Source organism: Bradyrhizobium sp. STM 3561, assembly GCF_045571455.1.
Taxonomy (GTDB): Bacteria; Pseudomonadota; Alphaproteobacteria; order Rhizobiales; family Xanthobacteraceae; genus Bradyrhizobium; species Bradyrhizobium vignae.
On the sequence record NZ_CP120695.1, the window covers coordinates 2,611,482 to 2,637,675 of the forward strand.

At 64.2% G+C, this 26,194-nt stretch carries 20 protein-coding genes and 1 pseudogene; 13 read left to right on the plus strand and 8 right to left on the minus strand.

What is annotated here, in order from left to right; translation table 11 throughout:
- Positions 1-428: 428 nt before the first annotated feature.
- From P6U28_RS12090 to P6U28_RS12115, 6 genes and pseudogenes are all read left to right on the plus strand, one after another.
- Positions 429-1,724 (plus strand): N-acetylmuramoyl-L-alanine amidase, encoded by a 1,296-nt coding sequence (locus P6U28_RS12090; RefSeq protein WP_122403428.1) that lies wholly within the window; start codon positions 429-431, stop codon positions 1,722-1,724.
- Positions 1,725-1,965: 241 nt separating this feature from the next.
- On the plus strand, positions 1,966-4,470 hold the full coding sequence (locus P6U28_RS12095) for a penicillin-binding protein 1A (protein WP_122403427.1): 2,505 nt from the start codon (positions 1,966-1,968) through the stop codon (positions 4,468-4,470).
- Between the two features lie 110 nt (positions 4,471-4,580).
- Positions 4,581-5,712, plus strand: a protein-coding gene (prfB, locus tag P6U28_RS12100) for a peptide chain release factor 2 (protein WP_122403426.1) whose coding sequence is annotated in 2 segments (ribosomal slippage) — positions 4,581-4,649 and positions 4,651-5,712 — 1,131 coding nt in all. Because the reading frame shifts where the segments join, the coding sequence is not laid out codon by codon here.
- Between the two features lie 2 nt (positions 5,713-5,714).
- Positions 5,715-6,596, plus strand: a complete 882-nt coding sequence (locus P6U28_RS12105) for an NAD(P)-dependent oxidoreductase (RefSeq protein WP_122403425.1) — start codon at positions 5,715-5,717, stop codon at positions 6,594-6,596.
- Between the two features lie 140 nt (positions 6,597-6,736).
- On the plus strand, positions 6,737-7,648 hold the full coding sequence (locus P6U28_RS12110; RefSeq protein ID WP_122406690.1) for a DMT family transporter: 912 nt from the start codon (positions 6,737-6,739) through the stop codon (positions 7,646-7,648).
- 93 nt (positions 7,649-7,741) lie between these two features.
- A pseudogene (locus P6U28_RS12115) lies at positions 7,742-8,977 on the plus strand (ABC transporter substrate-binding protein).
- 18 nt (positions 8,978-8,995) lie between these two features.
- Here the strand turns inward: P6U28_RS12115 and P6U28_RS12120 are convergent.
- Both P6U28_RS12120 and P6U28_RS12125 read right to left on the minus strand, forming a co-directional pair.
- Positions 8,996-10,351 (minus strand): M23 family metallopeptidase, encoded by a 1,356-nt coding sequence (locus P6U28_RS12120; protein WP_174221583.1) that lies wholly within the window; start codon positions 10,349-10,351, stop codon positions 8,996-8,998.
- 111 nt (positions 10,352-10,462) lie between these two features.
- Positions 10,463-11,152: a peroxiredoxin gene (locus P6U28_RS12125; protein ID WP_122403422.1), complete on the minus strand. Its 690-nt coding sequence runs from the start codon at positions 11,150-11,152 to the stop codon at positions 10,463-10,465.
- A gap of 195 nt (positions 11,153-11,347) precedes the next feature.
- Between P6U28_RS12125 and P6U28_RS12130 the strand changes: the two genes are divergently transcribed.
- Entirely contained in the window at positions 11,348-15,157 is a 3,810-nt protein-coding gene (locus P6U28_RS12130) for a DUF3971 domain-containing protein (protein WP_162500292.1), read from the plus strand.
- 133 nt (positions 15,158-15,290) lie between these two features.
- Here the strand turns inward: P6U28_RS12130 and P6U28_RS12135 are convergent, their stop codons facing one another.
- From P6U28_RS12135 to tyrS, 5 genes are all read right to left on the minus strand, one after another.
- On the minus strand, positions 15,291-15,593 hold the full coding sequence (locus P6U28_RS12135) for a cache domain-containing protein (RefSeq protein WP_407122328.1): 303 nt from the start codon (positions 15,591-15,593) through the stop codon (positions 15,291-15,293).
- Complete coding sequence (locus P6U28_RS12140) at positions 15,587-15,772, minus strand: cache domain-containing protein (RefSeq protein ID WP_347338394.1); 186 nt, start codon at positions 15,770-15,772, stop codon at positions 15,587-15,589. Before P6U28_RS12140 ends, P6U28_RS12135 begins: the two co-directional genes overlap by 7 nt.
- Before the next feature lie 282 nt (positions 15,773-16,054).
- On the minus strand, positions 16,055-16,459 hold the full coding sequence (locus tag P6U28_RS12145; protein WP_122403420.1) for a DoxX family protein: 405 nt from the start codon (positions 16,457-16,459) through the stop codon (positions 16,055-16,057).
- A 218-nt stretch (positions 16,460-16,677) separates the two neighbouring features.
- Complete coding sequence (locus tag P6U28_RS12150; protein ID WP_122403419.1) at positions 16,678-17,925, minus strand: MFS transporter; 1,248 nt, start codon at positions 17,923-17,925, stop codon at positions 16,678-16,680.
- A 55-nt stretch (positions 17,926-17,980) separates the two neighbouring features.
- Positions 17,981-19,234 carry a tyrosine--tRNA ligase gene (gene tyrS / locus P6U28_RS12155; RefSeq protein ID WP_129142845.1) on the minus strand — a complete coding sequence of 418 codons (1,254 nt, stop codon included), beginning with the start codon at positions 19,232-19,234 and terminating at the stop codon, positions 17,981-17,983.
- Positions 19,235-19,399: 165 nt separating this feature from the next.
- Between tyrS and P6U28_RS12160 the strand changes: the two genes are divergently transcribed.
- The 3 genes from P6U28_RS12160 to P6U28_RS12170 all read left to right on the plus strand — a co-directional run bounded on the left by P6U28_RS12160 (position 19,400) and on the right by P6U28_RS12170 (position 21,626).
- Entirely contained in the window at positions 19,400-20,503 is a 1,104-nt protein-coding gene (locus P6U28_RS12160; protein WP_407122329.1) for an anhydro-N-acetylmuramic acid kinase, read from the plus strand.
- A 111-nt stretch (positions 20,504-20,614) separates the two neighbouring features.
- Positions 20,615-21,292: a glutathione S-transferase family protein gene (locus tag P6U28_RS12165; RefSeq protein ID WP_407122331.1), complete on the plus strand. Its 678-nt coding sequence runs from the start codon at positions 20,615-20,617 to the stop codon at positions 21,290-21,292.
- Between the two features lie 10 nt (positions 21,293-21,302).
- Complete coding sequence (locus P6U28_RS12170) at positions 21,303-21,626, plus strand: multidrug efflux SMR transporter (RefSeq protein ID WP_122403415.1); 324 nt, start codon at positions 21,303-21,305, stop codon at positions 21,624-21,626.
- 9 nt (positions 21,627-21,635) lie between these two features.
- Here P6U28_RS12170 and P6U28_RS12175 read toward each other — a convergent pair whose 3' ends face one another.
- The gene (locus P6U28_RS12175) at positions 21,636-22,283 is read right to left on the minus strand and encodes an alpha/beta hydrolase (RefSeq protein WP_025036034.1); all 648 of its coding nucleotides are present in this window, start codon (positions 22,281-22,283) and stop codon (positions 21,636-21,638) included.
- Positions 22,284-22,622: 339 nt separating this feature from the next.
- Between P6U28_RS12175 and P6U28_RS12180 the strand changes: the two genes are divergently transcribed.
- The 3 genes from P6U28_RS12180 to sufC all read left to right on the plus strand — a co-directional run bounded on the left by P6U28_RS12180 (position 22,623) and on the right by sufC (position 26,185).
- On the plus strand, positions 22,623-23,762 hold the full coding sequence (locus P6U28_RS12180) for a cysteine desulfurase family protein (RefSeq protein WP_407122332.1): 1,140 nt from the start codon (positions 22,623-22,625) through the stop codon (positions 23,760-23,762).
- Positions 23,763-23,875: 113 nt separating this feature from the next.
- Positions 23,876-25,372, plus strand: a complete 1,497-nt coding sequence (gene sufB, locus P6U28_RS12185) for a Fe-S cluster assembly protein SufB (RefSeq protein ID WP_122403413.1) — start codon at positions 23,876-23,878, stop codon at positions 25,370-25,372.
- Between the two features lie 60 nt (positions 25,373-25,432).
- Positions 25,433-26,185 (plus strand): Fe-S cluster assembly ATPase SufC, encoded by a 753-nt coding sequence (gene sufC, locus P6U28_RS12190; RefSeq protein ID WP_122403412.1) that lies wholly within the window; start codon positions 25,433-25,435, stop codon positions 26,183-26,185.
- Positions 26,186-26,194 lie beyond the last annotated feature (9 nt).

A 26,194-nucleotide genomic window follows, 5' to 3' on the forward strand; every position in this document is an offset into this window, starting at 1 on the left:
GCTGGCCAGGCACGGCGCGAGCGCGCTCGCCTTGGGATCACGAACCGCCCCCTTGGGATCAAGGGACCGGGTAATGGGTTACGTCGCTGTCAGAACCGTCCCGGTAACATGAGTGGTAACCCGAGACCGTCCGCCGCCGGGGCTTGACCCGCTTCACCTCGCTGCCGCGCACCGCGCTGGTCTTAGAGGGAAGCGGAAAACGCTGGAATTCCCAAACCTTGGGAGTTCCGGCGCTGCACCGGAAGGCTGAATGCGACACAACCGGGAATATCGGCCGTCAGCATTCCGTACATACGAGGAATGAGCCATCCGTGCAAGGGAGCGTCGCACGGCGGTCACAGTCGGCGAGTTTCGCAGCTCTGTCATTAAGGAGCGATTAACCCTGTGGTTCTATTGCGTTAAGAGGGCTGCTCGGAGGCACGGAATCGGTGGCGAGCCGCACAAATCGACAGGTTTTGCTGGGAGGCGTGTTGCTGTGCATCGCGGCATTGCCGTGTGCTGATTCCTCGCGCCTCATTGCTGCGGAAAGCCAACTGCAACCCACTGTTGCGGCATCGAATTTTCCAGTCGCCTCGGCCGCCCGGCTGGCCGGCGATGGCAGGCAGACCCGCTTCATCCTCGACCTCGACCAGACCGTCACCTTCCGCGCCGTCACGCTGGCCGACCCCTACCGCGTGGTGGTAGATGTGCCGCAAGTCAATTTTCAGCTGCCTGCCGGTACCGGGAGCGGGGGACGGGGGTTGGTCAAGGCCTTCCGCTACGGGCTCGTCATGCCCGGCGGCTCGCGAATCGTGTTCGACCTGACCGGGCCGGCGAAGATCGCCAATTCCTACGTGCTCGAGGCGGCCAATGGCCAGCCGGCCCGGCTCGTGCTCGAGCTGGAGGAGGTCGACCGCACCGCATTCGTGTCGTCACTTGCCCCTGAAAACCGTCCTGAGCTGCGGCCCGCGATCGCGGAAGCGCCGCCTGCCACGGTTCCCAGCCCGACGGCTCCGGAAGCCGCGCAGCAGAAGGCTGACGGCCGTCCGGTGGTCGTGATCGATCCCGGGCATGGCGGCATCGACAACGGGACGCAGTCGAGCGGCGAGAGCGAGAAGAACCTGGTGCTGGCTTTTGGCCTGGCGCTACGCGACAAGCTGGAGAAGGCCGGCAAGTACCGCGTGGTGATGACGCGGGACGACGACACCTTCATTCCCCTCAATGACCGGACCAAGATCGCCCGCAATCTCAAGGCGGCGTTGTTCGTCTCGATTCATGCCGATGCGCTGCCGCGTGCCGAGGGCGATGCACAAGGGGCGACCATCTATACGCTCTCCGACAAGGCGTCCGACGCCGAGGCCCAGCGGCTGGCGGATGCGGAGAACCGGGCCGATGCGATCGCCGGCTTCAACCTCGCGGAGGAGCCGACCGACGTCGCCGACATCCTGATCGACCTCACGCAGCGGGAAACCCGCACCTTTTCAAACCGTTTCGCCCGCCTATTGATGGGGGAAATGAAGCAGACGGTGCGGATGCACAAGCATCCCCTGAAGTCCGCCGGCTTCCGAGTCCTGAAGGCGCCCGATGTGCCCTCGGTACTGGTCGAGATCGGTTATGTCTCCAACAAGGGAGACCTCGAGCACCTGGTCTCCGAGGGGTGGCGATCCCGTGCCGTGGGCTCGATGGCACAGGCGATCGACGCATTTTTGACCAAGCGGATGGCCACAGCCGGGACGTCGAACTGAAACGGTTTGTCCCTCCCGGCCCAAAGGCCCTAGTTTGGCCACAGCGGACGCTTTATAAAAACCCCGCAGGGGGTTCCGGAATCGGCGAGAATCCTGTTCGGCAAGCGTCTTAAGTCCGGCATTGATGTGATTGCGTAAGCCGGTGAATTCGCGACGTGAGGTTGGCGCCTGTTTGGGGTGCCAAGGGACCGATACTGGGCTGATACTGGGCTGATCCAGAGTTTGAACGGATAAACAGATAATGCGCTTGCTGGTGCGGTTCATGGGCTTCCTGTTCGCCGCGGGAACGGTGGTGTTCCTTGTCGGTGTCGGGGCCGTGGCAGGCCTGATCTGGCATTTCTCCAAGGACTTGCCGGACTACTCTCAGCTACAGGATTACGAGCCGCCGGTGATGACGCGCGTGCATGCGGTCGATGGCTCGCTGCTCGGCGAATACGCCAAGGAGCGGCGGCTGTATCTGCCGATCCAGGCGGTGCCCAAGCTCGTGATCAACGCCTTCCTCGCGGCCGAAGACAAGAATTTCTACGAGCATGGCGGCATCGACTACACCGGCATGGCGCGCGCCGGATTGCTTTATCTGCAGAACTACGGCTCCAACCGCCGTCCGCAGGGTGCTTCCACGATCACCCAGCAGGTCGCCAAGAACTTCCTGCTCACCAACGAGGTCTCCTTCGCCCGCAAGATCAAGGAAGCCTTGCTCGCGATGCGGATCGAGAAGACCTACTCGAAGGACAAGATCCTCGAGCTGTACCTGAACGAAATCTATCTCGGCCTCGGCGCGTACGGTATCGCAGCCGCCTCGCTCGTCTATTTCGACAAGTCGGTGAACGAGCTGACGGTGGCGGAAGCGTCCTATCTGGCGGCGCTGCCGAAGATGCCGGCGACGCTGCATCCGGTCCGTAACCGCGATCGCGCCATCGAGCGCCGCAACTACGTCATCGACCGTCTCTTGGAGAACGGCTGGATCAAGCAGGCCGACGCCGACAAGGCGCGCAAGGAGCCGCTGGCCGTGACCAACCGCTCCAATGGTGCCCACACCTTCGCCGGCGAATATTTCGCCGAGGAAGTCCGCCGCGACATCTTCGAGCGCTACGGCGAGAAGAAGCTCTACGAGGGCGGTCTCTCCGTCCGCACCACGCTCGATCCCAAGATCCAGGTCATGGCGCGCAAGACCATGGTCGCCGGCCTCGTGAACTACGATGAGCAGCAGGGCTATCGCGGCGCCATCAGCAAGCTCGATATCTCCGGCGACTGGGGCGTGAAGCTTGCCGAGATCAAGTCGCTGTCCGACATCTCGCCTTGGCGTATGGCGGTGGTGCTGGAGACCAGCGACCAGTCGGCACGCATCGGCTTCCAGCCGAGCCGCGAGCTCGGCGGCGCCATCAGCAAGCAGCGCGAGACCGGCCTCGTCACGCTCGACGGCGTGCGCTGGGCGAGGGCGGCCCAAGGCAACGCCAAGGGCAAGACGCCGACGTCCGTGGCGCAGGTGCTTGCACCTGGCGACGTGATCTATGCCGATCCGCTCTACACCAAGGAGGGACAGCCGGTCGAAGGTCAGTACCGGCTGCGCCAGATCCCCGAAGTGTCCGGCGCCATGGTGGTGATGGATCCCTGGACTGGCCGTGTGCTTGCGATGGTCGGCGGCTTCTCCTTCGACCAGAGCCAGTTCAATCGCGCCACGCAGGCCTATCGGCAGCCGGGTTCGTCGTTCAAGCCGATTGTCTATTCGGCCGCGCTCGACAACGGATACACGCCCTCGACCGTCGTGCTCGACGCGCCGATCGAAATCGACCAGGGCCAGGGCGCAGGCGTGTGGCGGCCGGAAAACTTCTCCTCCGGCAAATTCCAGGGACCGGTGACGCTGCGCAACGCGTTGCGGCAGTCGCTCAACACCGTGACGGTGCGCCTCGCGCAGGACATCGGCATGCCGCTGATCGGCGAATACGCCCGCCGTTTCGGTGTCTATGACGAACTGCCGAACTATCTCTCCTACGCGCTCGGCGCCGGCGAAACGACGGCGATGCGCATGGTCACGGCTTACTCGATGCTCGCCAACGGCGGTCGGCGCGTGAAGCCGACCCTGATCGACCGCATCCAGGACCGCTACGGCCATACCATCTTCAAGCACGACCAGCGCGAATGCCGCGGCTGCGATGCGCCGGGCGGCTGGAAGAACCAGCCTGAGCCGCAGCTGATCGACCGCCGCGAGCAGGTGCTCGACTCCATGACCGCCTATCAGATCACCGAGCTGATGGAAGGCGTGGTCCAGGCCGGTACCGCGACCGTGGTGAAGGAGGTCGGCAAGCCGATCGCCGGCAAGACCGGCACCACCAACGAGGCCAAGGACGCCTGGTTCGTCGGCTTCTCGCCCGATATCGCCGTCGCCATCTATATGGGCTACGACAAGCCGCGTCCGCTCGGCAAAGGCAATGCCGCGACCGGCGGCCATCTGGCTGCACCCGTCGCGCGCGATTTCCTCAAGCTCGCGCTCGCCGACAAGCCCGCCGTTCCGTTCAAGGTGCCGGCCGGCATCAAGCTGGTGCGCGTCGTCGCCAAGACCGGCATGCGCGCCGGGCCGGGCGAGACCGGCGGGACGATCCTCGAAGCCTTCAAACCGGGTACGGCGCCCCCGGATAATTACTCCGTCATCGGCGTGGCCGATGCCGACGGCCGCATGCCGGCCTCGCAACAGCAGCAGCCCGATGCCGGCTTCTTCATGCGGCCGGGCACCGGCGGACTGTACTAGGCCGCGGATAAGACAGACGATCGCGGTTCCGGCGGTTGCGCTTTGCAGCCGCCGCCGCTACATCCCCATCTCGAATTGCAGGCGGGATTTCCGCGAGACCCGAGAACAACATGCGCGCCGAAATCGAACGGTTGGTAGAAGAGATCAAGCAGTCAGTCGGGCTGCTGAGGAGGCATCTTTGACGTCGAGAAATCGACGGCGCGCCTCGCTGAGCTGAACAAGCTCGCAGAAGATCCCAATCTCTGGAACGATCCCCAGAAAGCCCAGAAGCTGATGCAGGAGCGCACCTCGCTGGAGGATGCGCTGTCCGGCATCGGCAAGGTCGAGCAGGAGCTCGAAGACGACATCGGCATGATCGAGCTCGGCGAGGCCGAGGGCGATGACGGCGTCGTTGCCGAAGCCGAAGCCGCGCTGAAAAACCTCAAGAAGGAAGTGGCGCGCCGCGAGCTCGAGGCGCTGCTGTCGGGCGAAGCCGACCGCTTCGATTCCTATCTCGAAGTCCATGCCGGCGCCGGCGGCACCGAGAGCCAGGACTGGGCGCAGATGCTCTTGCGCATGTACACGCGCTGGGCCGAGAACCACGGATTCAAGGTCGAGTACCTCGAGGAGTCCGAGGGCGAAGAAGCCGGCATCAAGTCCGCGACGATCCAGGTCTCGGGGCATAATGCCTATGGCTGGCTGAAGACGGAGGCGGGCGTGCATCGCCTGGTGCGCATCTCGCCGTTCGATTCCAATGCGCGGCGGCACACCTCGTTCTCGAGCGTGCAGGTGTTCCCCGTCATCGACGACAGCATCAAGATCGACATCAAGGAATCCGACGTCCGCACCGACACCATGCGTTCGGGCGGCGCCGGCGGCCAGCACGTCAACAAGACCGAATCCGCGGTGCGCCTGACGCATATTCCGACCGGCGTTGCCGTGGTCTGCCAGGCCGGCCGCTCCCAGCACAAGAACCGGGCACAGGCCTGGGACATGCTGCGCGCGCGGCTTTACGAGATCGAGCTGAAGAAGCGCGAGGAGAAGGCCGCGGCTGACCAGGCCGCCAAGACCGATATCGGCTGGGGTCACCAGATCCGTTCCTACGTGCTGCAGCCCTACCAGATGGTGAAGGATCTGCGCACGGGCGTGCAGACGTCCGACACCGCGGGTGTGCTCGGCGGCGATCTCGACGAGTTCATGGCAGCGACGCTGGCGCAGCGCGCCTTCGGCACGACCGCCGGCGACGTCGAGGACGTGGACTGATTATGCCCCGCGTCGCCTTCATCGGGCTTGGACGGATGGGCCACGGCATGGCCGGCCGCTATCTCGATGCCGGCTTCACCGTGAGCTTGTGGAATCGCAGCAAGGCCAAGGCGGAAGACCTGATTGCGCGCGGCGCGCATTGGGCGACCTCGCCGGAGGACGCCGCGATCGATGCCGACGCGGTCGTGACCATGGTGGCCGATGACGAGGCCTCCCGCGCGGTCTGGCTGGGGCCGAACGGCGCGGCCAAGACCGCGAAGGCCGGCACCATCGCGATCGAGTGCTCCACCGTCTCCTATGACCACGCCCGCGAGATGGGGCGCGAGCTCAACGCGCGCGGGCTGATCTATATCGATTGCCCCGTGACCGGCTTGCCGGACGCGGCGGCGGCCGGGAAGTTGACGCTGCTGGTCGGCGCCGATGCGGCCGATCTCGAGCGTGCGCGGCCCTATCTCGAACCAATCGGCTCGACCATCCGCCATTTCGGCGCGGTTGGCTCCGGCACGGTCTACAAGCTCATCAACAATCTGTTGGGCGCAATCCAGATCGCTGGGCTTGCCGAGGGCCTTGCCATCGCCGAGCAGGCCGGGCTCGACATGAACCTCGTGCTGGAGTCGATCCAGGCGGGCGTGGCCGCAAGCCCGCAGGTGCAGCGCCACTCCAAGCGCATGGTCGCCCGCGATTTTTCCGGCGCGACCTTCACCGCAGCGCTGCGGCACAAGGATGCCGCCTACGCCGTGAAGCTCGCCGAGAGTCTCTTGGCGGACAAGCCGCTGGTCTCGCGCGCTGCAGTCGAGGCTTATGCGCAGGCGAGGGCCGCGCTGCCGGATGACGACGAAGGCAGGATGATCGAGCTGGTGTCGCGGCCGAAGAAGCCGTCCTAGCCCATCGCATCGATGGAATGGCCTCGTCGCTGGATCCATTCCGAGCAACGCTTCTGCAAAACTGTGCTTCAACGGAAATCGGGTGGCACTATCAGTCGTGCCGTTCTATGCGGACGGACTTGGCCGCCGAGGCGAGACGCATGCCCCCGAACGACAAGCGGATCGATGCGCGCGACTGGTCGTTGCTCGTTGTGCTCTCAATTCTCTGGGGCGGCTCGTTCTTCTTCAACGGCGCGGCGTTGCGGGAGTTGCCGCCGCTGACGCTGGTGTTTCTGCGCGTTGCGCTCGGCGCGGCCCTGCTGCTGCCGTTGCTACGCATGCAGGGAATCGGCTTTCCCAAGAGCTGGGCGGACTGGACGCCGTTTGTCGCGATCGGGCTGCTCAACAACGTCATCCCGTTCTCGTTCATCGTGATCGGCCAGACATTCATTCCGAGCGGGCTGGCGTCGATCCTGAACGCGACCACGCCGATGTTCACGATTGTCGTCATGATTGCAGCGGGCGAGGAGGCCTTGCAGATGCGCCGCCTGGCCGGGGTAGCGTTGGGCCTTGCCGGCGTGATGCTGCTGCGTGGATGGGGCTTCGAGACAAGGCCGGGGCAGGGGCTCGGCATCCTGCTTTGCCTTGGCGGCGCACTGAGCTATGGCTTTGCGGCGCTGGCGGCGCGGCGATTGCTGAAGGACGCAGCGCCACTGGGGACGGCCACGTTTCAACTGATGGCGTCGACGGTGATGATGGCGGTCGTCGCTGGCGTGGTGGAGCAGCCATGGCGCCTTGCAACGCCCGGCGTCGCGACGTGGCTCGCCGTGCTCGGCCTCGCTGCTCTGTCGACGGCACTCGCCTATATCGTCTTCTTTCAGATCATCCGGCGCTCGGGCGCGAGCAATGTCATGCTGGTGACGCTGCTCATTCCCGTCACCGCCATCCTGTTGGGCTGGCTGGTGCTGGGCGAGCCGATCTCAACGCGCGAGATTGCGGGAGCCATCGTCGTCGGCAGTGCGCTGCTCCTGATTGACGGGCGCGCTTTGCACCTGCTGCAGCGGGGCGTGTAGTTCGTTTCACCACGCGGAAAATCGTGATGCTTGCCAGCCGCTGTCCTCCTTGCGACACTCCAGCAAAACAAAAATACAATAGGGGAGAGAACGATGCCGGGTCGTCGCAAGAATCTCGCTGCCCTCGCCATGCTTGTTGCCGGAGCGCTCGTCGCGACGCCGGGTTTGGCGCAGAAGAAATATGACCCCGGCGCCAGCGACACCGAGATCAAGATCGGCAACATCATGCCTTATAGCGGGCCGGCGTCATCCTATGGCGTGATCGGCAAGACCGAGGCCGCCTATTTCAAAATGATCAACGACCAGGGCGGCATCAACGGACGCAGGATCAACTTCATCAGCTATGACGATGCCTATTCGCCGCCGAAGGCGATCGAGCAGGCGCGCAAGCTGGTCGAGAGCGACGAGGTGCTGCTGATCTTCCAGGCGCTCGGCACCCCCTCGAACTCCGCGATCATGAAATACATGAACGCCAAGAAGGTGCCGCAGCTCTTCGTCGCCTCCGGCGGCACCAAGTTCGGCGATCCCAAGAATTTCCCGTGGACCATGGGCTTTCAGCCGAACTACCAGAGCGAAGGGCGGATCTACGCAAAATATATCCGCGACAAGTTTCCGAACGGCAAGATCGCGGTGTTCTGGCAGAACGACGACGCCGGCAAGGACCAGTTCAAGGGCCTGAAGGACGGGCTCGGCGACAAGGTCGGCATGATCATCGCCGACAAGTCCTACGAGGTCAGCGATCCCTCGATCGACTCGCAGATCGTGGCCCTGCACGATTCCGGCGCCGACATCTTCTTCTCATGGGCCGCGCCGAAGGGCTCCGCGCAGGCGATCCGGAAGGTGGGTGAGCTCGGCTGGAAGCCGAAGTTCTTCCTTGCCAACACCGCAACGTCAGTCGCATCGGTGCTCAAGCCCGCCGGGCTCGACTATGCCAAGGACATCATCTCGACTGCTTAGCTCAAGGACCCGACCGACCCGACCTGGGACAAGGACCCTGCGGTGATCAAGTGGCGCGAGTTCATGGACAAATATTATCCTGACGGCGACAAGGCCAACGCCAACAACATCTACGGCTATGTGCAGGCCGAGGCGGTGGCGCAGGTCCTGAAGCAGTGTGGCGACAATCTCACCCGCGAGAACGTCATGAAGCAGGCGGCCAACCTGAGGGATTTCCACACCGACCTGATGCTGCCTGGCATCACGGTCAACACCTCACCGGACGATTATTTTCCGATCGAGCAGATGCAGCTGATGCGCTTCAACGGTCAAGCGTGGGAGCTGTTCGGCGACGTCATCACCGGCGAGGTCGGCCACGAGCGCAGCCAGTGATCGTCAGCGCTGCCCGCGCTAGCCCGCGCTAAGACGCACGCCGGCGCGCAAGAACTTCTGCGGATCCACCGCTTCGCCTTCGATGCGGGTTTCGTAGTGCAGATGCGGACCGGTGGAACGGCCAGTGGACCCGACGAGCCCGACGACCTGGCCGATCTTCACGATCTCGCCGACCTTGACGTTGATCTCGGATAGATGTCCGTAGCGGGTCGAAAGCCCGTTGCCGTGGTCGACCTCGACCATGCGGCCGTAGCCGCCGGACCAGCCGGCGGAAACCACCTTGCCGTAGGCGGTGGCGCGGACGGGGTCACCCGTGGCAGCGCGGAAATCGAGGCCGGTGTGCATAGCGGGCCGGCCCAGGAAGGGATCGCTGCGCACGCCGAAGCCGGAGGTGAACTCGACCTCGCCGATGACGGGCTTGCGGTAGGGCACCAGCGCCAGCGTGCGGTTGAGACGGTCCATCTCGGCGCGCGTGGTGTTGATGCGATAGAGCTGCTTCTCGAACGGTCCGGCATTGGCCGTCAGCTTGACGGGGACGAACGGCCCGCCCATCGCGGTGCGCGGCACGGCGGCTTCGAGATGGGCAAGGTTCAGGCCGAGATCGCTGACCACGCCGCGCATCCGGCGCATGCGTGAATCCATGCTTTCCTCGACGGCGTTGAGCGCCGCCATCTGGCGCCGCTCGACCTGATCAAGCGATGTCGTGAGCCGGACCAGGACGTTGTCGAAACCCTGGTTCTTGCTGAATTGGTTGGTCGGTGCCGCCACGACGGTCGGCGCGCGCGATTCGAGACGCGCTTCGCGATCCGGCGGCGCCACGAAGATCACGGTGTCGCTGATCGGCGACGGCTTCGGCGTGGTCTGGCTCGAATCACCGCGCTGCGGGGCGGCGCGGGGAATCGAGCCAGTGACGTCGGGCATGGCCCCGAGCGCCGTGGCCCGGGACTCCAGCGCCGTCTGTCGCTTCATGATCTGGTCGAGCTTCTGGTCGAACTGTTCCTGGTCGAGCAGCTGGCGGCTGGTGGTGCGGTCGACCTTGGCGCGAAGCTCGGCAATGCGGTCCTCATAAGCGTATTGCATCTCGGCCTGACGGGCGATCAGCCGGGTCAGGACGTCGTCACGGAACGCAAAATAGGTGGCCGTCGCTGCCGACCACAGCCCGAGCAGCACCACGGTGCCGACCACGATCCAGAACACCACAGGGCCGAAGCGAACCTGCTTGCCGGCATGGACGATGGTGTAGGCATCGTCGGTAGCGGGCAGGGGAATCGCGGTTGCCGCCGCCGCGGCGGCCGGACGGCGCTGGAAGGCCCGACCGTGGTCGTGAGGATGATGTTGGGGGTAGTGCGAGTATTGGACAGAACTTTTCGACATCGGCACTCCCGCGCCGGTCGGATGGGTTCCTTGCGGCTCAATTGCCGCAGCAATCTGGGCTGGTCATGGTTAATTTTCCGGAAATAGGAGCGCGCGAATTTAAAGGACTGGTTAAAGGCTTCTTGCCGCCTCCAGCACCTCGTCAGCATGGCCGTCGACCCGGACGTTACGCCAGACCCGGGCCACCTTACCGTCCGCCCCGACCAGTACCGTGGTGCGAAGAATCCCCAGGAAGCTCTTGCCGTACATGGATTTTTGGCCCCATGCCCCATAGGCCTCCAGCATCTCATGTTTCTCGTCGGAGATGAGAGGAACGCCGAGCCTGTGCTTGTCGCGGAACTTCTCCTGGGCCTTTAACGGATCGGCGGAGATGCCGAGCACGGCGGTGCCGGCGGCAGCGAAGGCGCCGGCCAGGCGGGTGAAGTCGATCGCCTCCCTTGTGCAGCCGGGAGTGTCGGCGCGGGGATAGAAGAACAGGACCAGCTTTCGGCCGGCATAGTCCGCCAAGGTGACCACGTCGCCGCCGTCGCGAGGCAGGCGGAACGCGGGGGCCTTTTGGCCCTCGGCCAAGGCGGACTTCGCCGTAGCGGGCGGGGCGGCCGATTTGGATGACTTTAACTGTTTCGAGGCGGCCTTGTGCGATCCTGCTTTTGCTATGGTCCCGGTTGATTTGCGTGCCGGTGTCCGCTGTGTTTTCGCGGATCTTATTTGAGTCGCGGCCCGCGTTTTTGCGGTCTTCTTTTTCGCTGTCGGACTGCCGGAGGACGTTTTGGACGATTTCTTTCGGGATTTCTTGGACATACGCCTTCCTTTCGACGCTTTCGGCGGGTCAACCGAAGCGGTATTGCAGCTCTCGTCCGGCGTGCCGGAATCGCGCCCTCGGCTGGGCAAGTCTGACGACGCCGGAGTATGGTTACAAGGAATTCCACACACCACCCCACTGCTCGTTGAACGCGCTCCCGGGGCGAAATGACGAACAGCAGGAATATTCGAGGTATGGCGGCAGTGCCGCCGCAGGGAGCTTCACTTCCCGCGGACGGCTGCGGTCCCGGCAGCGCTCAATCCAATGACGGGCGCCTGTATCGAGAGGCAATGGCAAGGAATACGTCGCCCCAGGACTACAACCGGGATTTCGATCGGCGCGGCGGCCAATATGAGCCGCAGGAATGGGATGACGCCGACTGGGATCCGGATCAGGAAGCGGCGGCGGGCTATCGCGCACGCCGGTTGCTGGCGCGTTCCGGGTCGGGCTTCCATCGGTTCGGTGACGGATTCGGCGCGTTACGCCGCTGGGTGGGTGGCGGCCGCTGGCTGAAGCGCATGGCCGTGGTCGTCGGCACCCTGGTCGTCATTTTCGTCGGCTGCTTTGGTGCGCTGTGGTGGCGGCTCGGTGCCGGTCCGATCAATCTCGACATCGCCACGCCATGGCTGGCGGCCGCGATCGAGGACAATATCGGCCACGGCAACACGGTTGAGGTCGGCGGCACCCAGATCGAGCGCGCCGGCCGGGTCCGAGTCGCCGTCCGCATCCGAGACATCATCGTTCGCGACCGCGATCACGCCATCGTCGCCAGCGCGCCGAAGGCCGAGGTGAAGCTGTCGGGTGCAGCCCTCCTGATGGGGCACCTGCGCGCCGAGAGCCTCAACCTCGTCGATGCCGAGCTCGCAATCCGCATCGCGCCTGACGGGACTGTCACCGTGTCCGCCGGCGACACCGCAAAGCCGCTGGCGACCGGTGTCGCATCGAAGAAGGACGCGGGCCTGCCGCCGACATTCCCGCGTAACGGTGTCCCGCCGCCGCCATTCGCGACCGCGCCTGCGAGCCCGGAGGTGTCGCAGGCCGTACCGCAGGCGACCGCGCAGAGCGGCATCCTCCAGGGCCTCGACTGGCTCGATAGTCTGAGCATGACCGGCCTCGACGGCCAGAACCTCAACGAGATCGGTCTGAAGAACGGCAATCTGATCGTCGACGATCAGCAGCGCGGCAGCAAATGGTCGTTTGAGAACATCACGCTCAGCCTGCGCCGGCCGAGCCACGGCGGCGTCGCGCTCAGCCTCGGCGAGGAGGGCGCGCGCCCGTGGATGCTGCGCGCCACGATCGGCCCGGCCGAGAACGGCGTGCGCTCGGTCGACATCAAGGCCGACAAGGTCTCGACCTCCAACATCCTCTTGGCGCTGCGGGTGAAGGACCTCACCTACACCGCCGACCTGCCGCTGACGGGCGAGCTCAAGGGTGAGCTCGGCCGCGACGGCGTGCCGACGTTTTTCCGCGGCAAGATCGCGGTCGGCGCCGGCAACATCATCGACAGCGACACGCCCGACTATCCCATGGGAATCGACTCGGCCGAGATCAACGTCGAATGGGATGCGAACCGGCGGGTGCTGGTCGCACCATTCAAGATTCTCTCCGGCGCGAACCGCCTGACGCTGCTGGGTCATCTGGAGCCGCCCAACGGCACCACCAACGACTGGCAGCTCGGCTTCAGCGGGGGGTCGATCCTGCTCGGCGGCATCGACAACGAGCCGCCGCTCGTGTTCAACCGCATCGCGATCGGCTTCCGCTTCGATACCGACCACAAGCGCATCTTGCTGACGCAGGCCGATGTCTCAAACGGCGAGATCGGCGTCGCCGGCACCGGCGCGCTCGACTATTCGGGCGAGCCGCGGCTGACCCTCGGCTTTGCGGGAACGCCGATGTCGGCCTCCGCCTTGAAGCGGATGTGGCCGACGCTGATCGTGCCCGAATTGCGTGAATGGGTGATCGAGCGGATCGAGCGCGGAACGCTCCAGCGCATCGAGATCGGCGTGAACTCGCCGACCAAGAACCTGCCGCGCAAGGGCCCGCCCATTCCGGACGACGGTCTGTCGGTGAACATCGTCGCGAGCGGCGTCGCGGTCCGCCCGGTGGATGGCATGCCGGTGGTGCGCGATGCCGATTTGAAGGCGCGCGTGACCGGACGCACTGCGACCGTGAACATCGGGCAGGGGGTTGCGGATACGCCCTCCGGCCGCAAGGTCACGATCTCCGACTTCGTGTTCGAGGTGCCTGATATGGCGCCCAAGCCGTCGCCGTCGCGGAGCAGGTTCCGTGTCGAAGGCTCGGTGCCGGCGGCCGCCGAGATGCTCGCCAATGATCGGCTGAGCGATCTGTCGGCAACCGTCGTCGATCCCAATACCAGCAAGGGAACGTTCTCCGCGAACATCCAGCTCGGCATGCCGGTCAAGGGCGAGCTGACCAAGGCTGATACCGCCTATGCCGTCAGCGCCGAGCTAAACGGCTTTGCCGCCGACAAGCTGGTGATGAACCAGAAACTCGAGGCCAACAACCTCAAGATATCAGCCAGTAACCAGGGCTACCAAGTCAAGGGCGACGTCAAGATCAACGGCCAGGCGGCCTCGCTCGACTATCGCAAGCCGGCCGAGGGCGATGCGGATGTCAGGTTGCAGGCGACGCTGGACGATGCCAGCCGCGCGCGCCTGGGATTCGATCTCAGCCCCGCCGTCAGCGGATCATTGCCGATCAAATTGTCGGGCAAGATCGCCAGCGGCCCGGATCAGACGACGAAGCTCGGCGTCGAGGCCGACCTGACCTCGGTCAAGCTCGACAACATCCTGCCCGGCTGGGTCAAGCTGCCGGGCAAGTCCGGCAAGGCCACTTTCAAGGTGGTGCCGACGGCCCAATCGACGCGCCTGGAAGACATCGTCGTCGAAGGCGGCGGCGCCTCGATCAAGGGCTCGCTCGAGGTCGACGCCAACGGCGAGCTCATGAACGTCAATTTCCCGACGTATTCGCCGTCTGACGGCGACAAGACCTCATTGAAGGCCGAACGCGGTCAGGACGGCGTGCTGCGCGGCACGATGCGTGGCGACGTCTTCGACGGCCGGGGCTTCCTGAAGTCGGCAATCTCGGGCAATTCGAAGGATGACGCCAAGAACAGGATGAAGAACGTCGATTTCGATATCGACGTGAAGCTTGGTGCCGTCGCCGGCTTCAACGGCGAGGCGATGCGCAGCGTCGATGCCAAGATGTCGAAACGCAACGGCGCGATCAAAGCCTTCACGCTCAGCGGCAAGATCGGCCGCGACACGCCGGTGGCAGCCGATCTGCGCGGTGGCCGCGCCCAGGGCAACCGCGAAGTGATCTATCTCCAGACAAACGATGCGGGCGCGCTGCTGCGCTTCACCGATATCTACACCAAGGCGGTCGGTGGCCAGATGGTCGTGGCGATGGAGCCGCCGACCTCCGAGCCGAACACGGCGCGCGAGGGCCTCATCAACGTGCGCGACTTCACGGTGAAGGGCGAGGCGCAGCTGGAGCGCGTCGCGGCAGGCGCGCCGAACGGCACCGGCAACGGCGTCTCCTTCAACGCGCTGCGCGCCGAGTTCACCCGGCAAAACGGCGCGCTCACGATCCGCGACGGCGTGGTCAAAGGCCCCATGATCGGTGCCACCATCGAGGGCTCGATCGATTATCCCGGCAACCAGGTGTGCATGAGCGGCACCTTCGTGCCGATGTATGGCGTGAACAACATCTTCGGCCAGATCCCGCTGTTCGGCATCTTCCTCGGCGGCGGCAACAATGAGGGGCTGATCGGCGTGACCTATGAGGTCGTCGGCACCCCGGCTGCGCCCGTGATGCGCGTCAATCCGATCTCCGCGATGGCACCCGGCCTGTTCCGCAAGATCTTCGAATTCAACACCGGCAAGCAGAACTCGCCGTTCGATGAATTCCCGTCTCAGTCGAATGACGGCTCGACTGGATCGACACGACAGCTGTCGAGCGGTTGCAGCCTCGCGCGGCGTTAGGAGCGGGCTGCTTTATTACGGCGTCATGGCCGGGCTTGTCCCGGCCATCCACGCCTCACCATACGGCATCAAGATCGTGGATGCCCGGGACAAGCCCGGCCTGACGGCGATCGCTTGGAGCGTTGTGTGGCGCCTACGCCGCGCGCACGCCCTTCAGGAACGTTCCGACCTCGCCGGAGAGCTGTTCGGCCTGCTTGGAGAGATTTGAGGCTGCCGCGAGCACCATGCCAAGATCCACCGTCAAGGCGCGCACGTCGGCGTCGATGTCGTCGACATAAAGGCCGTAGCTGATCGTCACGTTCCAGGGCGCGAACTTGCGCGCGAACACGGTTTTGCGGACCGGCTCGGTCCGGCCGGGACGCGGATGGAGATAGGAGGTGACGCCGCCCTGGGCGGTCTCGCTGGCGGCCTTGATGATGGCGTCGGCGATCAGCACGCCGTTGGAATCCTGGCGCCGGTGATCTTGCCTTCGAGCTGTTGATTGGCGCCATTCACGACGAGCGAGCCATCCTGATTGTAGACCACCGGATAGCCCTGGTTGCCGTTGACGTTCAGGCGGCCGCGCTGATGGAACAGGCTCTTGGCCTCGGCCGGCGTCAGCTTGCCCGCGGTCACCTCGTCCTGGAGCGCTTGGGCGTAGTTGTGGAGGAGCTCGACGGCCCATTTGAGGAAGGGAATCGATCTTGGGTCTTGGCAGCTAAATTAGAGATATGGACGGACCTGCAATGACTCGATTCGTTCATCGCATCATCATGTCTCTGCTGCTCGTCGCGGCCCTCGTTCTGATCTGGAACGTGCTGGGGGCGCGCTGAGACGGCACCGCCGGTCTGCCGGTGCCGTCGTCCTTGCAAGCAATGATGGCTGTGTCTGCGCGGCGCGAATGCGCCGCCCCGGCGGCTATTTCTTGCCCATGGCGGCATCGACGCTGACCGGGCCGGCGCCGGCTGCCGAGAGGTACAGGCATGCGAAGCAGAACAGGATCGCGGCGGTGCCGCCGTTGAGCAGCGGCAGGAACACCGGCGTCTCGCCCTTGAACATGTGGCCCATGAAGTAGGCGAAGGCCATTTCACCCGAGAGGATGAAAGCCGCGAGGCGGGTGAACAGGCCGACCATCAGGAGCCCGCCGAGCACAAGCTCGAGCGTGCCGGCCGCGTAGATCAGCGGCGGGATGTTCGCGAAGTAGGGGAGCACCGGGAACTTGAACAGTTTGGCGACGCCATACTGGAACAGCAAGAGGCCGGTGATGAAGCGAAACAGGCTCAGGAGAACCGGTTGAAAGCGAGTGAGATAAGGAAAGTCCATTGGTTTGCCCTCCATCCAATGCTGCGACTTGGACCGTATTCGGTCCTGGCTCGCAAGCCACCCGGGACCAATTCCGCGCTGACATTTTCGTCATGTCCACAAAACACCGCAGCCCCGGCCTTCAGCCTCGCGCGACTCGCATTTTTTGCGCGAGTTCACGCCGTAGCCGTCAGTAGTTCCCCGGTGACGTGAATTCGCGCAGGTTACCTCTGAGAGACCTACTCCCGCAAAGCGGGGACGACCAGGAACGGAATCATGCCCAGCACGACGCTCGCAAGTGCGAAGACGAGCAGGAGATTGTAGCCGTGCGTGGCATCGTGAATCAGGCCGCCGCTCCATGAGCCGAAGGCCGAGCCGAGGCCGCTGCCGATCGAGATCGTGCCGTAGATCGTGCCAACGCGCTTGCCACGAAAAATCTTCATCGCGGTTGCGGTGATCAGCGGCCCGCGGGAGCCCATCATGCTGCCGAAGCAGACGACGAAGCCGGTGAGCAGGACGACGTTGGGATAATGCTGCAGCAGCCAGAGCAGAACGATGCCGAGGATCGAGATCGCGTAGCTGAGCAGCACCGACGGCCGGCGCCCGATCAGGCCGTCGAGCACGGAGACGCCGAGCATGCCGAACACCAGGACGACGCCGGAGAAGCCCCATGCGGTCGCAGCCTGGAGCGGCGGGAAGCCGGCGTCGATCAGATACGCCACGATCTGCGCCGCGATCGAATACATGCCGACCGCGGTGAAGAAGAAGGTCGAGAACAGCGCCCAGAAGGCATGATGACGCATCGCGCTCACAAGCGTCCAGCCGCTGTCGACGAAATCCGGATCGCTCTTCTTGGAGACGTGCGGCGAGCCGGCCGCGAACATGCGCCAGGGCAGCAGCAGCAGCGGCACCAGCAGCGCGAGCGCGGCGAGGCCGTAGACCTGGTAGGTCTCGCGCCAGCCGAGATGATCGATCAGGAGCTGCGAGGCCGGCAGCAAGGCCAGCACGCCGCCGCCCATCGCCGAATAGACCACCGCCATGGCGGTCGGCAGCTTTGGGCCGAACCAGCGGCCGAGCAGGATCGAATTGGGCACATTGCCGATGAAGGCGACGCCGATGCCGACGCAAACGCCGATCGAGAGCTGGAATTGCCAGAGTGCGTGCGCTTGGCCCGCGATCAGGAAGGCGGAGCCAAGCAGGAACAGGCCGAGCGCATACACGATGCTCGGACCGGAATGATCGAACAGGCGGCCGACCAGCGGCGCTGTCAGCCCGCTGATGAGCCACGTCAGTGAGTAGATCGAGACGGCCTGGGCGCGATCCCAGCCAAGATTTTCGGAAATCGGCTTGAGGAAGACGGTGAAGCTCTCGCTTAAGCCGCGGCCAAGAACAGCCAGCGTAAAGCACAACCCGAGCACCACGAGTGCGGTGCGTACCGCATCTCGCTGAGCTGCCCCACCTTGTTCCCTGGGCGTGTTCTGGTCCATTGCCGTCAGGGAGCGCGCTTCGGTGCGCCCTGACAAGCATCAAAAGCTCATACGCCTATGCAGGCCTGATGAGCACGTGCTTCTTCTTGCCGAAGGACAGCTTGATCACGCCTTCCGGCGTCAGATTGCCCGCCGACAGGGCCATCTTCTCGTCGGTAACGGGCGCATCGTTGACGCGCAGGCCGCCGCCCTTGATCTGGCGCCTCGCTTCGCCGTTGGAGGCGACGAGGCCTGCCTTCACGAAAGCGCTGAGCACGCCAAGCCCGGTGTCGAGCTCGCCGCGCGGAATTTCCACCGTCGGCAGGCTCTCGGCGAGCGCGCCTTCCTCGAAGGTGCGGCGTGCGGTCTCCGCAGCTTCGTTCGCGGCGTCGCGGCCGTGCAGCAGCGCCGTTGCCTCGGTCGCGAGCACCTTCTTGGCCTCGTTGATCTCCGAGCCGCCGAGCGCCTCGAGCTTCTTGATCTCGGCGAGCGGCAGTGTCGTGAACAGTTTTAGGAACTTGCCGACATCGGCGTCCTCGGTGTTGCGCCAGTATTGCCAGAAGTCATAGGGCGAGAACTGGTCGGCGTTGAGCCAGACCGCGCCTTGCGCGGTCTTGCCCATCTTGGCGCCCGACGCGGTCGTCAGCAGCGGTGTCGTCAGCGCGAACAGCTGGTGCGTGCCCATGCGGCGGCCGAGATCGACGCCCATGATGATGTTGCCCCACTGATCCGAGCCGCCCATCTGGAGGCGGCAGCCGGTGCGCTTGGCGAGCTCGACGAAGTCGTAGGCCTGGCAGACCATGTAGTTGAACTCGATGAAGCTCATCTCGTGCTCGCGCTCGAGACGCAGCCGAACGGAGTCCATGGTCAGCATGCGGTTGACCGAGAAATGCCGGCCGATGTCGCGCAGCATCTCGATCCAGTTCAGCTTGGTCAGCCACTCCGCATTGTCGAGCATGATGGCGTCGCTCTTGCCCTCGCCATAGCGCAGCACCTTGGCGAACACGCCGCGGATCGATTCCTTGTTGGCCTCGATCTCGGCAATGGTGCGCATCGCGCGCGTCTCGTCCTTGCCGGAGGGATCGCCCACCATGGTGGTGCCGCCGCCCATCAGCGTGATCGGCTTGTTGCCGGACTGCTGCAGCCAGTGCAGCATCATCATGGTCAGGTAATTGCCGATATGCAGCGAGCGGGCGGTGCAATCGTAGCCGACATAGGCGATGGCTTCGCCCTTGGCGGCAAGCGCATCGAGCCCCTCGAAATCGGAGCATTGGTGGATGAATCCACGTTCCTGCAGGGTGTTGAGGAAATCCGATTTAAATGCAGTCATCTGTCGGCGTGCCTGACAATTCTTGGTTTACTGTTTTGGGGGCAATTTAAGGGTCTTGCATGGGAACTCGATTGCTGCCCGCCACTTGGCGCTGTGGCATTATAAGATGTGTCCCTCTGGCACAAGATCGGCATGCCAGGGCGGGTCTCTTGAGGACGCTGATCCATGATGTTGACGACACTCGGTTTGATGAGCGGCACCTCGCTGGATGGGGTGGATGTCGCGCTGATCGAAACCGACGGAAAACATCTGAAGGCGTTCGGGCCATCCGGTTACCGGCCGTACAGCCCGGCCGAGCGCAACCTGCTGCGTCAGGCGCTGAGCGAGGCCGTGCATCTGCAGCAACGCGACGCCCGCCCGGGCATTCTGGCCGAGGCCGAGCGTGCGGTGACGCGGGCCCATGCCGAGGCGGTCGCCGCCTTCCTCGCCCAGAACCGGATGAGGGCGGAGGACATCGACATTGTCGGCTTCCACGGCCAGACCGTGCTGCACCGGCCCGAAAGACGGCTGACGGTGCAGATTGGCGACGCGCCGGCGCTGGTCAGGGCCATCCATATCCCCGTGATGCATGATTTCCGCGCCGCCGATGTCGAGGCCGGCGGGCAGGGCGCGCCGCTCGTGCCGGTCTACCACCGGGCACTGGCACATTCGCTCGAGCGCGAGGGGCCGATCGTCGTGGTCAATATCGGCGGCGTCTCCAACATCACCTATATCGACGGCAACGACACGCTGATCGCCTGCGACACCGGCCCCGGCAACGCGCTGCTCGACGATTTCATGTACCGCACCATGAACAAGGCGTTCGATGCTGAAGGCAAATTCGCAGCACTCGGCAAGGTGGATGAAGCCTGGATCGCCCGGGCGCTGGAGCTGCCGTTCTTCACAAGCCCGCCGCCGAAATCGCTCGACCGCAACGATTTTGCCGTGCTCAAGCTCGGTGAGGTGGCACCGGCCGACGGCGCCGCGACGCTGACCGCGTTCACCGCCGCCGCGATCGCCCGCGTCATCCCGCTCTTGCCGCGCGGGCCGCGGAGCTGGATCGTGTGCGGCGGCGGCGCCCGCAATCTCACCATGCTGCGGATGCTGCGGGAGCGGGTGGGCTCGGCCACAGTCGAGGCCGCCGAGACGCTCGGCTGGGCTTCCGATGCCATCGAGGCGCAGGCCTTCGGCTTCCTCGCGGCGCGTGGCCTGAAAGGCCTGCCACTGTCCTATCCCACGACCACGGGCGTGCCGATGCCGATGACCGGCGGGGTGATCGCCAGACCCTGACCATGACTGCCTGAGGTCACAGGCGGTTGATGCAAATGCATCTATTCTTGACGGCGGGATGCAAATGCATCTATTTTGGATGCAGTTGCATCTAACCGCCGGGATCGCGCCATGACCTCATCACTGAAACTGATCAGCCACAAGCTTTGCCCCTACGTGCAGCGTGCCGTGATCGCGCTGAAGGAAAAGGGGGTGCCGTTCGAGCGGATCGATATCGATCTCGCCAACAAGCCCGACTGGTTTCTCAAGCTCTCGCCGCTCGGCAAGGTGCCGGTGCTGGTGGTGACGACCGACAAGGGCGAGGTCGCGCTCTTCGAGAGCAACGTGATCTGCGAGTACATCGAGGAGACGCAAGGCGGCGTGAGGCTGCATCCGGGGGATGCGCTGCAGCGTGCCGAGCACCGCGCCTGGATGGAGTTCGGCTCGGCGATCCTTGGCGACCTCTGGGGGCTGGAGACGACGACCGATCCGGCGACGTTCGAAAGCAAGCGCCAGGCGCTCGTTGCGAAATTTGCGCGCGTCGAAGCCGCGCTCGGCGCAGGCCCGTTTTTCGCCGGCAATGCGTTCAGTCTGGTCGACGCCGTGTTCGCGCCGATCTTCCGCTACTTCGACCTGTTCGACGAACTGACGGAGCACGGCATCTTCAACGATGTGCCGAAGGTCCGTGCCTGGCGCGCGGAGCTCGCGAAACGCCCGAGCGTGCGCAGCGCGGTCGGCGCGGACTATCCGCAATTGCTGCGGGCCTTCCTCGTCCGCCACGACGCGCATCTGCTCAAGCTCGCGGCCTGAGAGCACGCGGATGTCGCCGTCGATGGCCTGGCTCATGCTCGTGATCGCCGGCGCGCTCGATGTCGGCTGGGCGATCTCGATGAAATATGCGGAAGGCTACACCCGCATCGGCTGGAGCATCGCTTCGCTGGTGTTGCTCGCCGCTTTCGTCTTCCTGCTCGGGCGCGCCTTGAAGGTGCTCGAGGTCGGCATTGCCTATTCGGTGTGGACCGGGATCGGCGCGGCCGGCACCTTTCTGATGGGGGTGGTGCTGTTCGGCGAGACCTTGAGCGCGATGAAGCTTGCAGGCATCGCGCTCGTCTTGATGGGGATCGTCGCTCTCAAGCTGGCTTGAGCTGCAGACTCACCGCACGTTGGCAAGGCGCATGTCGAGATAGGCCGTGATGGTCTCCATCAACGGCTCGAGCTTGGAATCGAAGAAGTGATTGGCGCCAGGAATGATCTGCTGGTCGATCACGATGCCCTTCTGTGTCTTCAGCTTCTCGACCAGGGTGTTGACGTCCTTGGGCGGCACCACCGCATCCTTCTCGCCATGCACGATCAGGCCCGACGACGGGCAGGGTGCGAGGAAGGAGAAGTCGTAGAGATTGGCCGGCGGCGCGATCGAGATGAAGCCCTCGACCTCGGGGCGGCGCATCAAAAGCTGCATGCCGATCCAGGCGCCGAAGGAGAAGCCGGCGACCCAGCAGGCGCGCGCCTCGGGATTGATGGTCTGCGCCCAGTCGAGCGCGGCCGCCGCATCCGACAATTCACCGGTGCCGTGGTCGAACGAGCCCTGGCTGCGGCCGACGCCGCGGAAGTTGAAGCGCAGCACCGAGAAGCCGCGATGCGCGAAGGCGTAGTAGCACTGGTACACGATCTGATGGTTCATCGTGCCGTGGAACTGCGGATGCGGATGCAGGATCATCGCGATCGGCGCGTTCTTCTGCTTGGCCGGGTGGTAGCGGCCTTCGAGACGGCCAGCAGGGCCGGTGAAAATGACTTCGGGCATCGGTGATCTCTTGATTGATTTCCTGGAGAGATGATCCCTAGCAATCAACCGATTGCGGCCTCGTCGGCAGATGCCGACCGAAGCGCGAAGGACGGGTGAGAAGGCGCGCCTTGCGGTGATGCGCTAAGAGCGCGCGGTGACTTGACGGTGCGCGTTCTAACATAGGCTGAGGGTCAAAAAGCAAGCATCTTGAACATCAACCAATGGGCTCAAGGCGTTAGCGTGTCATGAGCGCGTCACGCCGGCCGCTCATTCGGAATTGGGTTGCCAAGTCCGTGCCTGCAGCCCATGTCGGGACGGCGCGAAAGATCTCCGCGACGTGAGGTAATATCCTACTCAATGCGAACCCGGCTCTATCTCGATTGGAATGCGACCACGCCGCTCCGCCCGGAAGCGCGGGCTGCGATTCTGGCTGCCTACGATCTGACCGGCAATCCCTCCTCGGTCCATGCCGAGGGGCGGGAGGCGCGAAGGCTGGTCGAGGAGGCCCGCGCCACGCTGGCAGCTGCGGTCGGCGCGCAGCCGCGCAACGTCGTCTTCACCTCCGCTGGAACCGAGGCCAATGCGCTGGCGCTCTCGCCGGGTTTGCGGGGGCGCTCTGGCGGCCAGGTCGAGCGGCTGCTGGTCTCTGCGGTTGAGCATGTATCGGTGCTGGCCGGCGGCCGATTCCCGGCGGACAAGATCGGCCTGATCCAGGTCACGCGCTCCGGGGTGGTCGACCTCGATCATCTGAAGGCGCAGCTCAAGGACGGCCCGCCAGCCCTGGTCTCGATCATGGCCGCCAACAACGAGACCGGAGCGCTCCAGCCCGTCGCCGAGGCTGCAACGATCGTCCACGAGTCCGGCGGTCTCCTGCACGTCGATGCGATCCAGGCGCTGGGAAAAGTCCCGTTCGATATCAATTTGGTAGGCGCTGACCTTGCGACCTTCTCTGCGCACAAGATCGGCGGCCCCAAGGGGGTTGGCGCATTGGTGATGAGCGAAGGGATAGGCGGCCTGGAGCCGGCATTGCGGGGTGGCGGGCAGGAGCTCAACCGTCGCGCCGGAACCGAGAACGTCGCGGGGATCGCCGGCTTCGGCGCGGCGGTGAAGGCCGCGCTTCAGGCTCTGCCGGAGGATGCGAAGCGCATGACAAACCTCAGAGATCATTTGGAAAATGGCTTGCGCGGAATTGCCGGGGCGACGATCTTTGCGGACGGCGTGGCGCGGTTGCCGAATACCGTGCTTTTCACCGCGCCAGGCCTGAAGGCCGAAACCGCCGTGATCGGCTTCGATCTGGAGGGCATCGCCGTCTCCTCTGGATCCGCCTGTTCCTCAGGCAAAGTCCAGCCATCCCACGTCCTTTCTGCGATGGGCTATGATCCGGCGGTGGCCCAGGGAGCGGTGCGTCTCAGTCTGGGCTGGTCCACGGAACCAGAGCACATCAATAGGGCGTTAGAGGCTTGGCGAAAGCTTGGTAATACCCTACTTAAGGGCTAAGCGACGAAACACGGCTTGAACGGTTCTAAGCCCGTGCTTTCCGCTGAGAAATATCGTAATACTCGTCCGAGTTTGATCCACCGCGGTCCTTGAAACCGCGAGCGGAGGATGGAATGCCAGCCGTACAAGAGACGGTCGAGCGCGTGAAGCGCATCGACGTCGACCAGTATCGTTATGGGTTTGAGACCCTGATCGACTCCGAGAAGGCCCCCAAGGGGCTGTCGGAAGAGATCGTAAAATTCATCTCGCAGAAAAAGAACGAACCCGCCTGGATGCTCCAGTGGCGGCTGGAAGCCTATCGGCGCTGGCTGACCATGACCGAGCCGACCTGGGCCCGCGTCGAATATCCCAAGATCGACTTCCAGGACATCCACTATTATGCGGCACCGAAACCGAAGAAGACGGTCACCTCGCTCGACGAGATCGATCCGGAGATCCTGAAGACCTACGAGAAGCTCGGCATTCCCCTGCGGGAAGTCGCGATGCTCGAGGGTATCGAGCCCAAGGTGGGCGAGCAGGATCCGGCGCAGCGCAAGATCGCGGTCGATGCCGTCTTCGATTCGGTCTCGGTTGCGACCACCTTCAAGGCCGAGCTGAAGAAGGCCGGCGTGATCTTCATGCCGATCTCGGAGGCGATCCGCGAGCACCCGGAACTGGTGCAGAAATATCTCGGCTCGGTTGTCCCGACCTCCGACAATTTCTACGCGACCTTGAATTCGGCGGTTTTCTCCGACGGCTCGTTCGTCTACGTGCCGCCGGGGGTGCGCTGCCCGATGGAGCTGTCGACCTATTTCCGCATCAACGAGCGCAATACCGGCCAGTTCGAGCGCACGCTGATCATCGCCGACAAGGGCTCCTACGTCTCCTATCTCGAAGGCTGCACCGCGCCGCAGCGCGACGAGAACCAGCTGCACGCCGCCGTGGTCGAGCTCGTCGCGCTCGACGATGCCGAGATCAAATATTCGACGGTGCAGAACTGGTACCCCGGCAATTCGGAAGGCAAGGGCGGCATCTACAATTTCGTCACCAAGCGTGGCGACTGCCGCGGCGCCCATTCGAAGATCTCGTGGACCCAGGTCGAAACGGGATCTGCGATCACCTGGAAATATCCGAGCTGCATCCTGCGCGGCGACAACTCCCGCGGCGAGTTCTACTCGATCGCGATCTCGAACGGATTCCAGCAGGTCGATTCCGGCACCAAGATGATCCATCTCGGCAAGAACACGTCGAGCCGCATCATCTCCAAGGGCATCGCCGCCGGCAAGTCGCAGAACACCTATCGCGGTCTCGTCACCGCGCATCGCAAGGCGACCGGCGCGCGCAACTTCACCGCCTGCGACTCGCTGCTGATCGGCGACAAATGCGGCGCGCACACCGTGCCCTACATCGAGGCCAAGAACTCCTCGGCGACGTTCGAGCACGAGGCGACGACCTCCAAGATCTCCGAGGACGTGCTGTTCTACTGCATCCAGCGCGGGCTCAGCCAGGAAGAAGCGGTCGGCCTCGTCGTCAACGGCTTCGTCAAGGACGTGCTGCAGCAACTGCCGATGGAGTTCGCGGTGGAAGCGCAGAAGCTGATCTCGATCTCGCTCGAGGGATCGGTCGGCTGATCGCCGACCCCAGCGGTGCGCACCTTGCGCTCCAACATCAATTGATAGACTGGATACAAGATGGCTTTGCTTGAAGTGAAAGACCTCAAGGTTCGTGTCGAGGAACGTGAGATCCTCCATGGGCTGTCGCTGACCGTGAACGAGGGCGAGGTGCACGCGATCATGGGGCCGAACGGCTCCGGCAAGTCGACGCTCTCGCATGTCATCGCCGGCAAGCCCGGCTACGAGGTCACCGACGGCCAGATCCTGTTCAAGGGCGAGGACCTGCTGGAGATGGAGCCGGACGAGCGCGCTGCCAAGGGCGTGTTCCTGGCGTTCCAGTATCCGGTCGAGATTCCCGGCGTTGCCACCATGACGTTCCTGCGCACCGCGCTGAACGCGCAGCGCAAGGCGCGCGGCGAGAGCGAATATTCGACTCCGGATTTCCTGAAGAAGGTCCGCGAGGTCTCGAAGTCGCTGAACATCCCGCAGGACATGCTCAAGCGCGGCGTCAATGTCGGCTTCTCCGGCGGTGAGAAGAAGCGCAACGAGGTGCTGCAGATGGCGCTGTTCGAGCCGAGCCTGTGCATCCTCGACGAGATGGATTCCGGCCTCGACATCGACGCGCTGCGCATTGCGGCCGACGGCGTCAACGCGCTGCGCTCGCCGGGGCGCGCGATGGTCGTCATCACCCACTATCAGCGGCTGCTCAACTACATCGTGCCCGATTTCGTGCACGTGATGTCGAAGGGCCGCGTCGTGAAGAGCGGCGGCAAGGACCTGGCGCTCGAGCTGGAAGCGTCCGGCTACACCCAGTTCGAGGACGCCGCGTAAGGAATTTTG

Bases quoted from the DNA above. Each gene is read 5' to 3' on its own strand.
- sufB (WP_122403413.1), top strand. From the start codon at position 23,876: ATGCCAGCCGTACAAGAGACGGTCGAGCGCGTGAAGCGCATCGACGTC.
- P6U28_RS12105 (WP_122403425.1), top strand. From the start codon at position 5,715: ATGCCCCGCGTCGCCTTCATCGGGCTTGGACGGATGGGCCACGGCATG.
- sufC (WP_122403412.1), top strand. From the start codon at position 25,433: ATGGCTTTGCTTGAAGTGAAAGACCTCAAGGTTCGTGTCGAGGAACGT.
- P6U28_RS12180 (WP_407122332.1), top strand. From the start codon at position 22,623: ATGCGAACCCGGCTCTATCTCGATTGGAATGCGACCACGCCGCTCCGC.
- P6U28_RS12165 (WP_407122331.1), top strand. From the start codon at position 20,615: ATGACCTCATCACTGAAACTGATCAGCCACAAGCTTTGCCCCTACGTG.
- P6U28_RS12170 (WP_122403415.1), top strand. From the start codon at position 21,303: ATGTCGCCGTCGATGGCCTGGCTCATGCTCGTGATCGCCGGCGCGCTC.
- P6U28_RS12125 (WP_122403422.1), bottom strand. From the start codon at position 11,152: ATGTCCAAGAAATCCCGAAAGAAATCGTCCAAAACGTCCTCCGGCAGT.
- P6U28_RS12150 (WP_122403419.1), bottom strand. From the start codon at position 17,925: ATGGACCAGAACACGCCCAGGGAACAAGGTGGGGCAGCTCAGCGAGAT.
- P6U28_RS12120 (WP_174221583.1), bottom strand. From the start codon at position 10,351: ATGTCGAAAAGTTCTGTCCAATACTCGCACTACCCCCAACATCATCCT.
- P6U28_RS12095 (WP_122403427.1), top strand. From the start codon at position 1,966: ATGCGCTTGCTGGTGCGGTTCATGGGCTTCCTGTTCGCCGCGGGAACG.
- P6U28_RS12175 (WP_025036034.1), bottom strand. From the start codon at position 22,283: ATGCCCGAAGTCATTTTCACCGGCCCTGCTGGCCGTCTCGAAGGCCGC.
- tyrS (WP_129142845.1), bottom strand. From the start codon at position 19,234: ATGACTGCATTTAAATCGGATTTCCTCAACACCCTGCAGGAACGTGGA.
- P6U28_RS12145 (WP_122403420.1), bottom strand. From the start codon at position 16,459: ATGGACTTTCCTTATCTCACTCGCTTTCAACCGGTTCTCCTGAGCCTG.
- P6U28_RS12130 (WP_162500292.1), top strand. From the start codon at position 11,348: ATGGCGGCAGTGCCGCCGCAGGGAGCTTCACTTCCCGCGGACGGCTGC.
- P6U28_RS12110 (WP_122406690.1), top strand. From the start codon at position 6,737: ATGCCCCCGAACGACAAGCGGATCGATGCGCGCGACTGGTCGTTGCTC.
- P6U28_RS12160 (WP_407122329.1), top strand. From the start codon at position 19,400: ATGATGTTGACGACACTCGGTTTGATGAGCGGCACCTCGCTGGATGGG.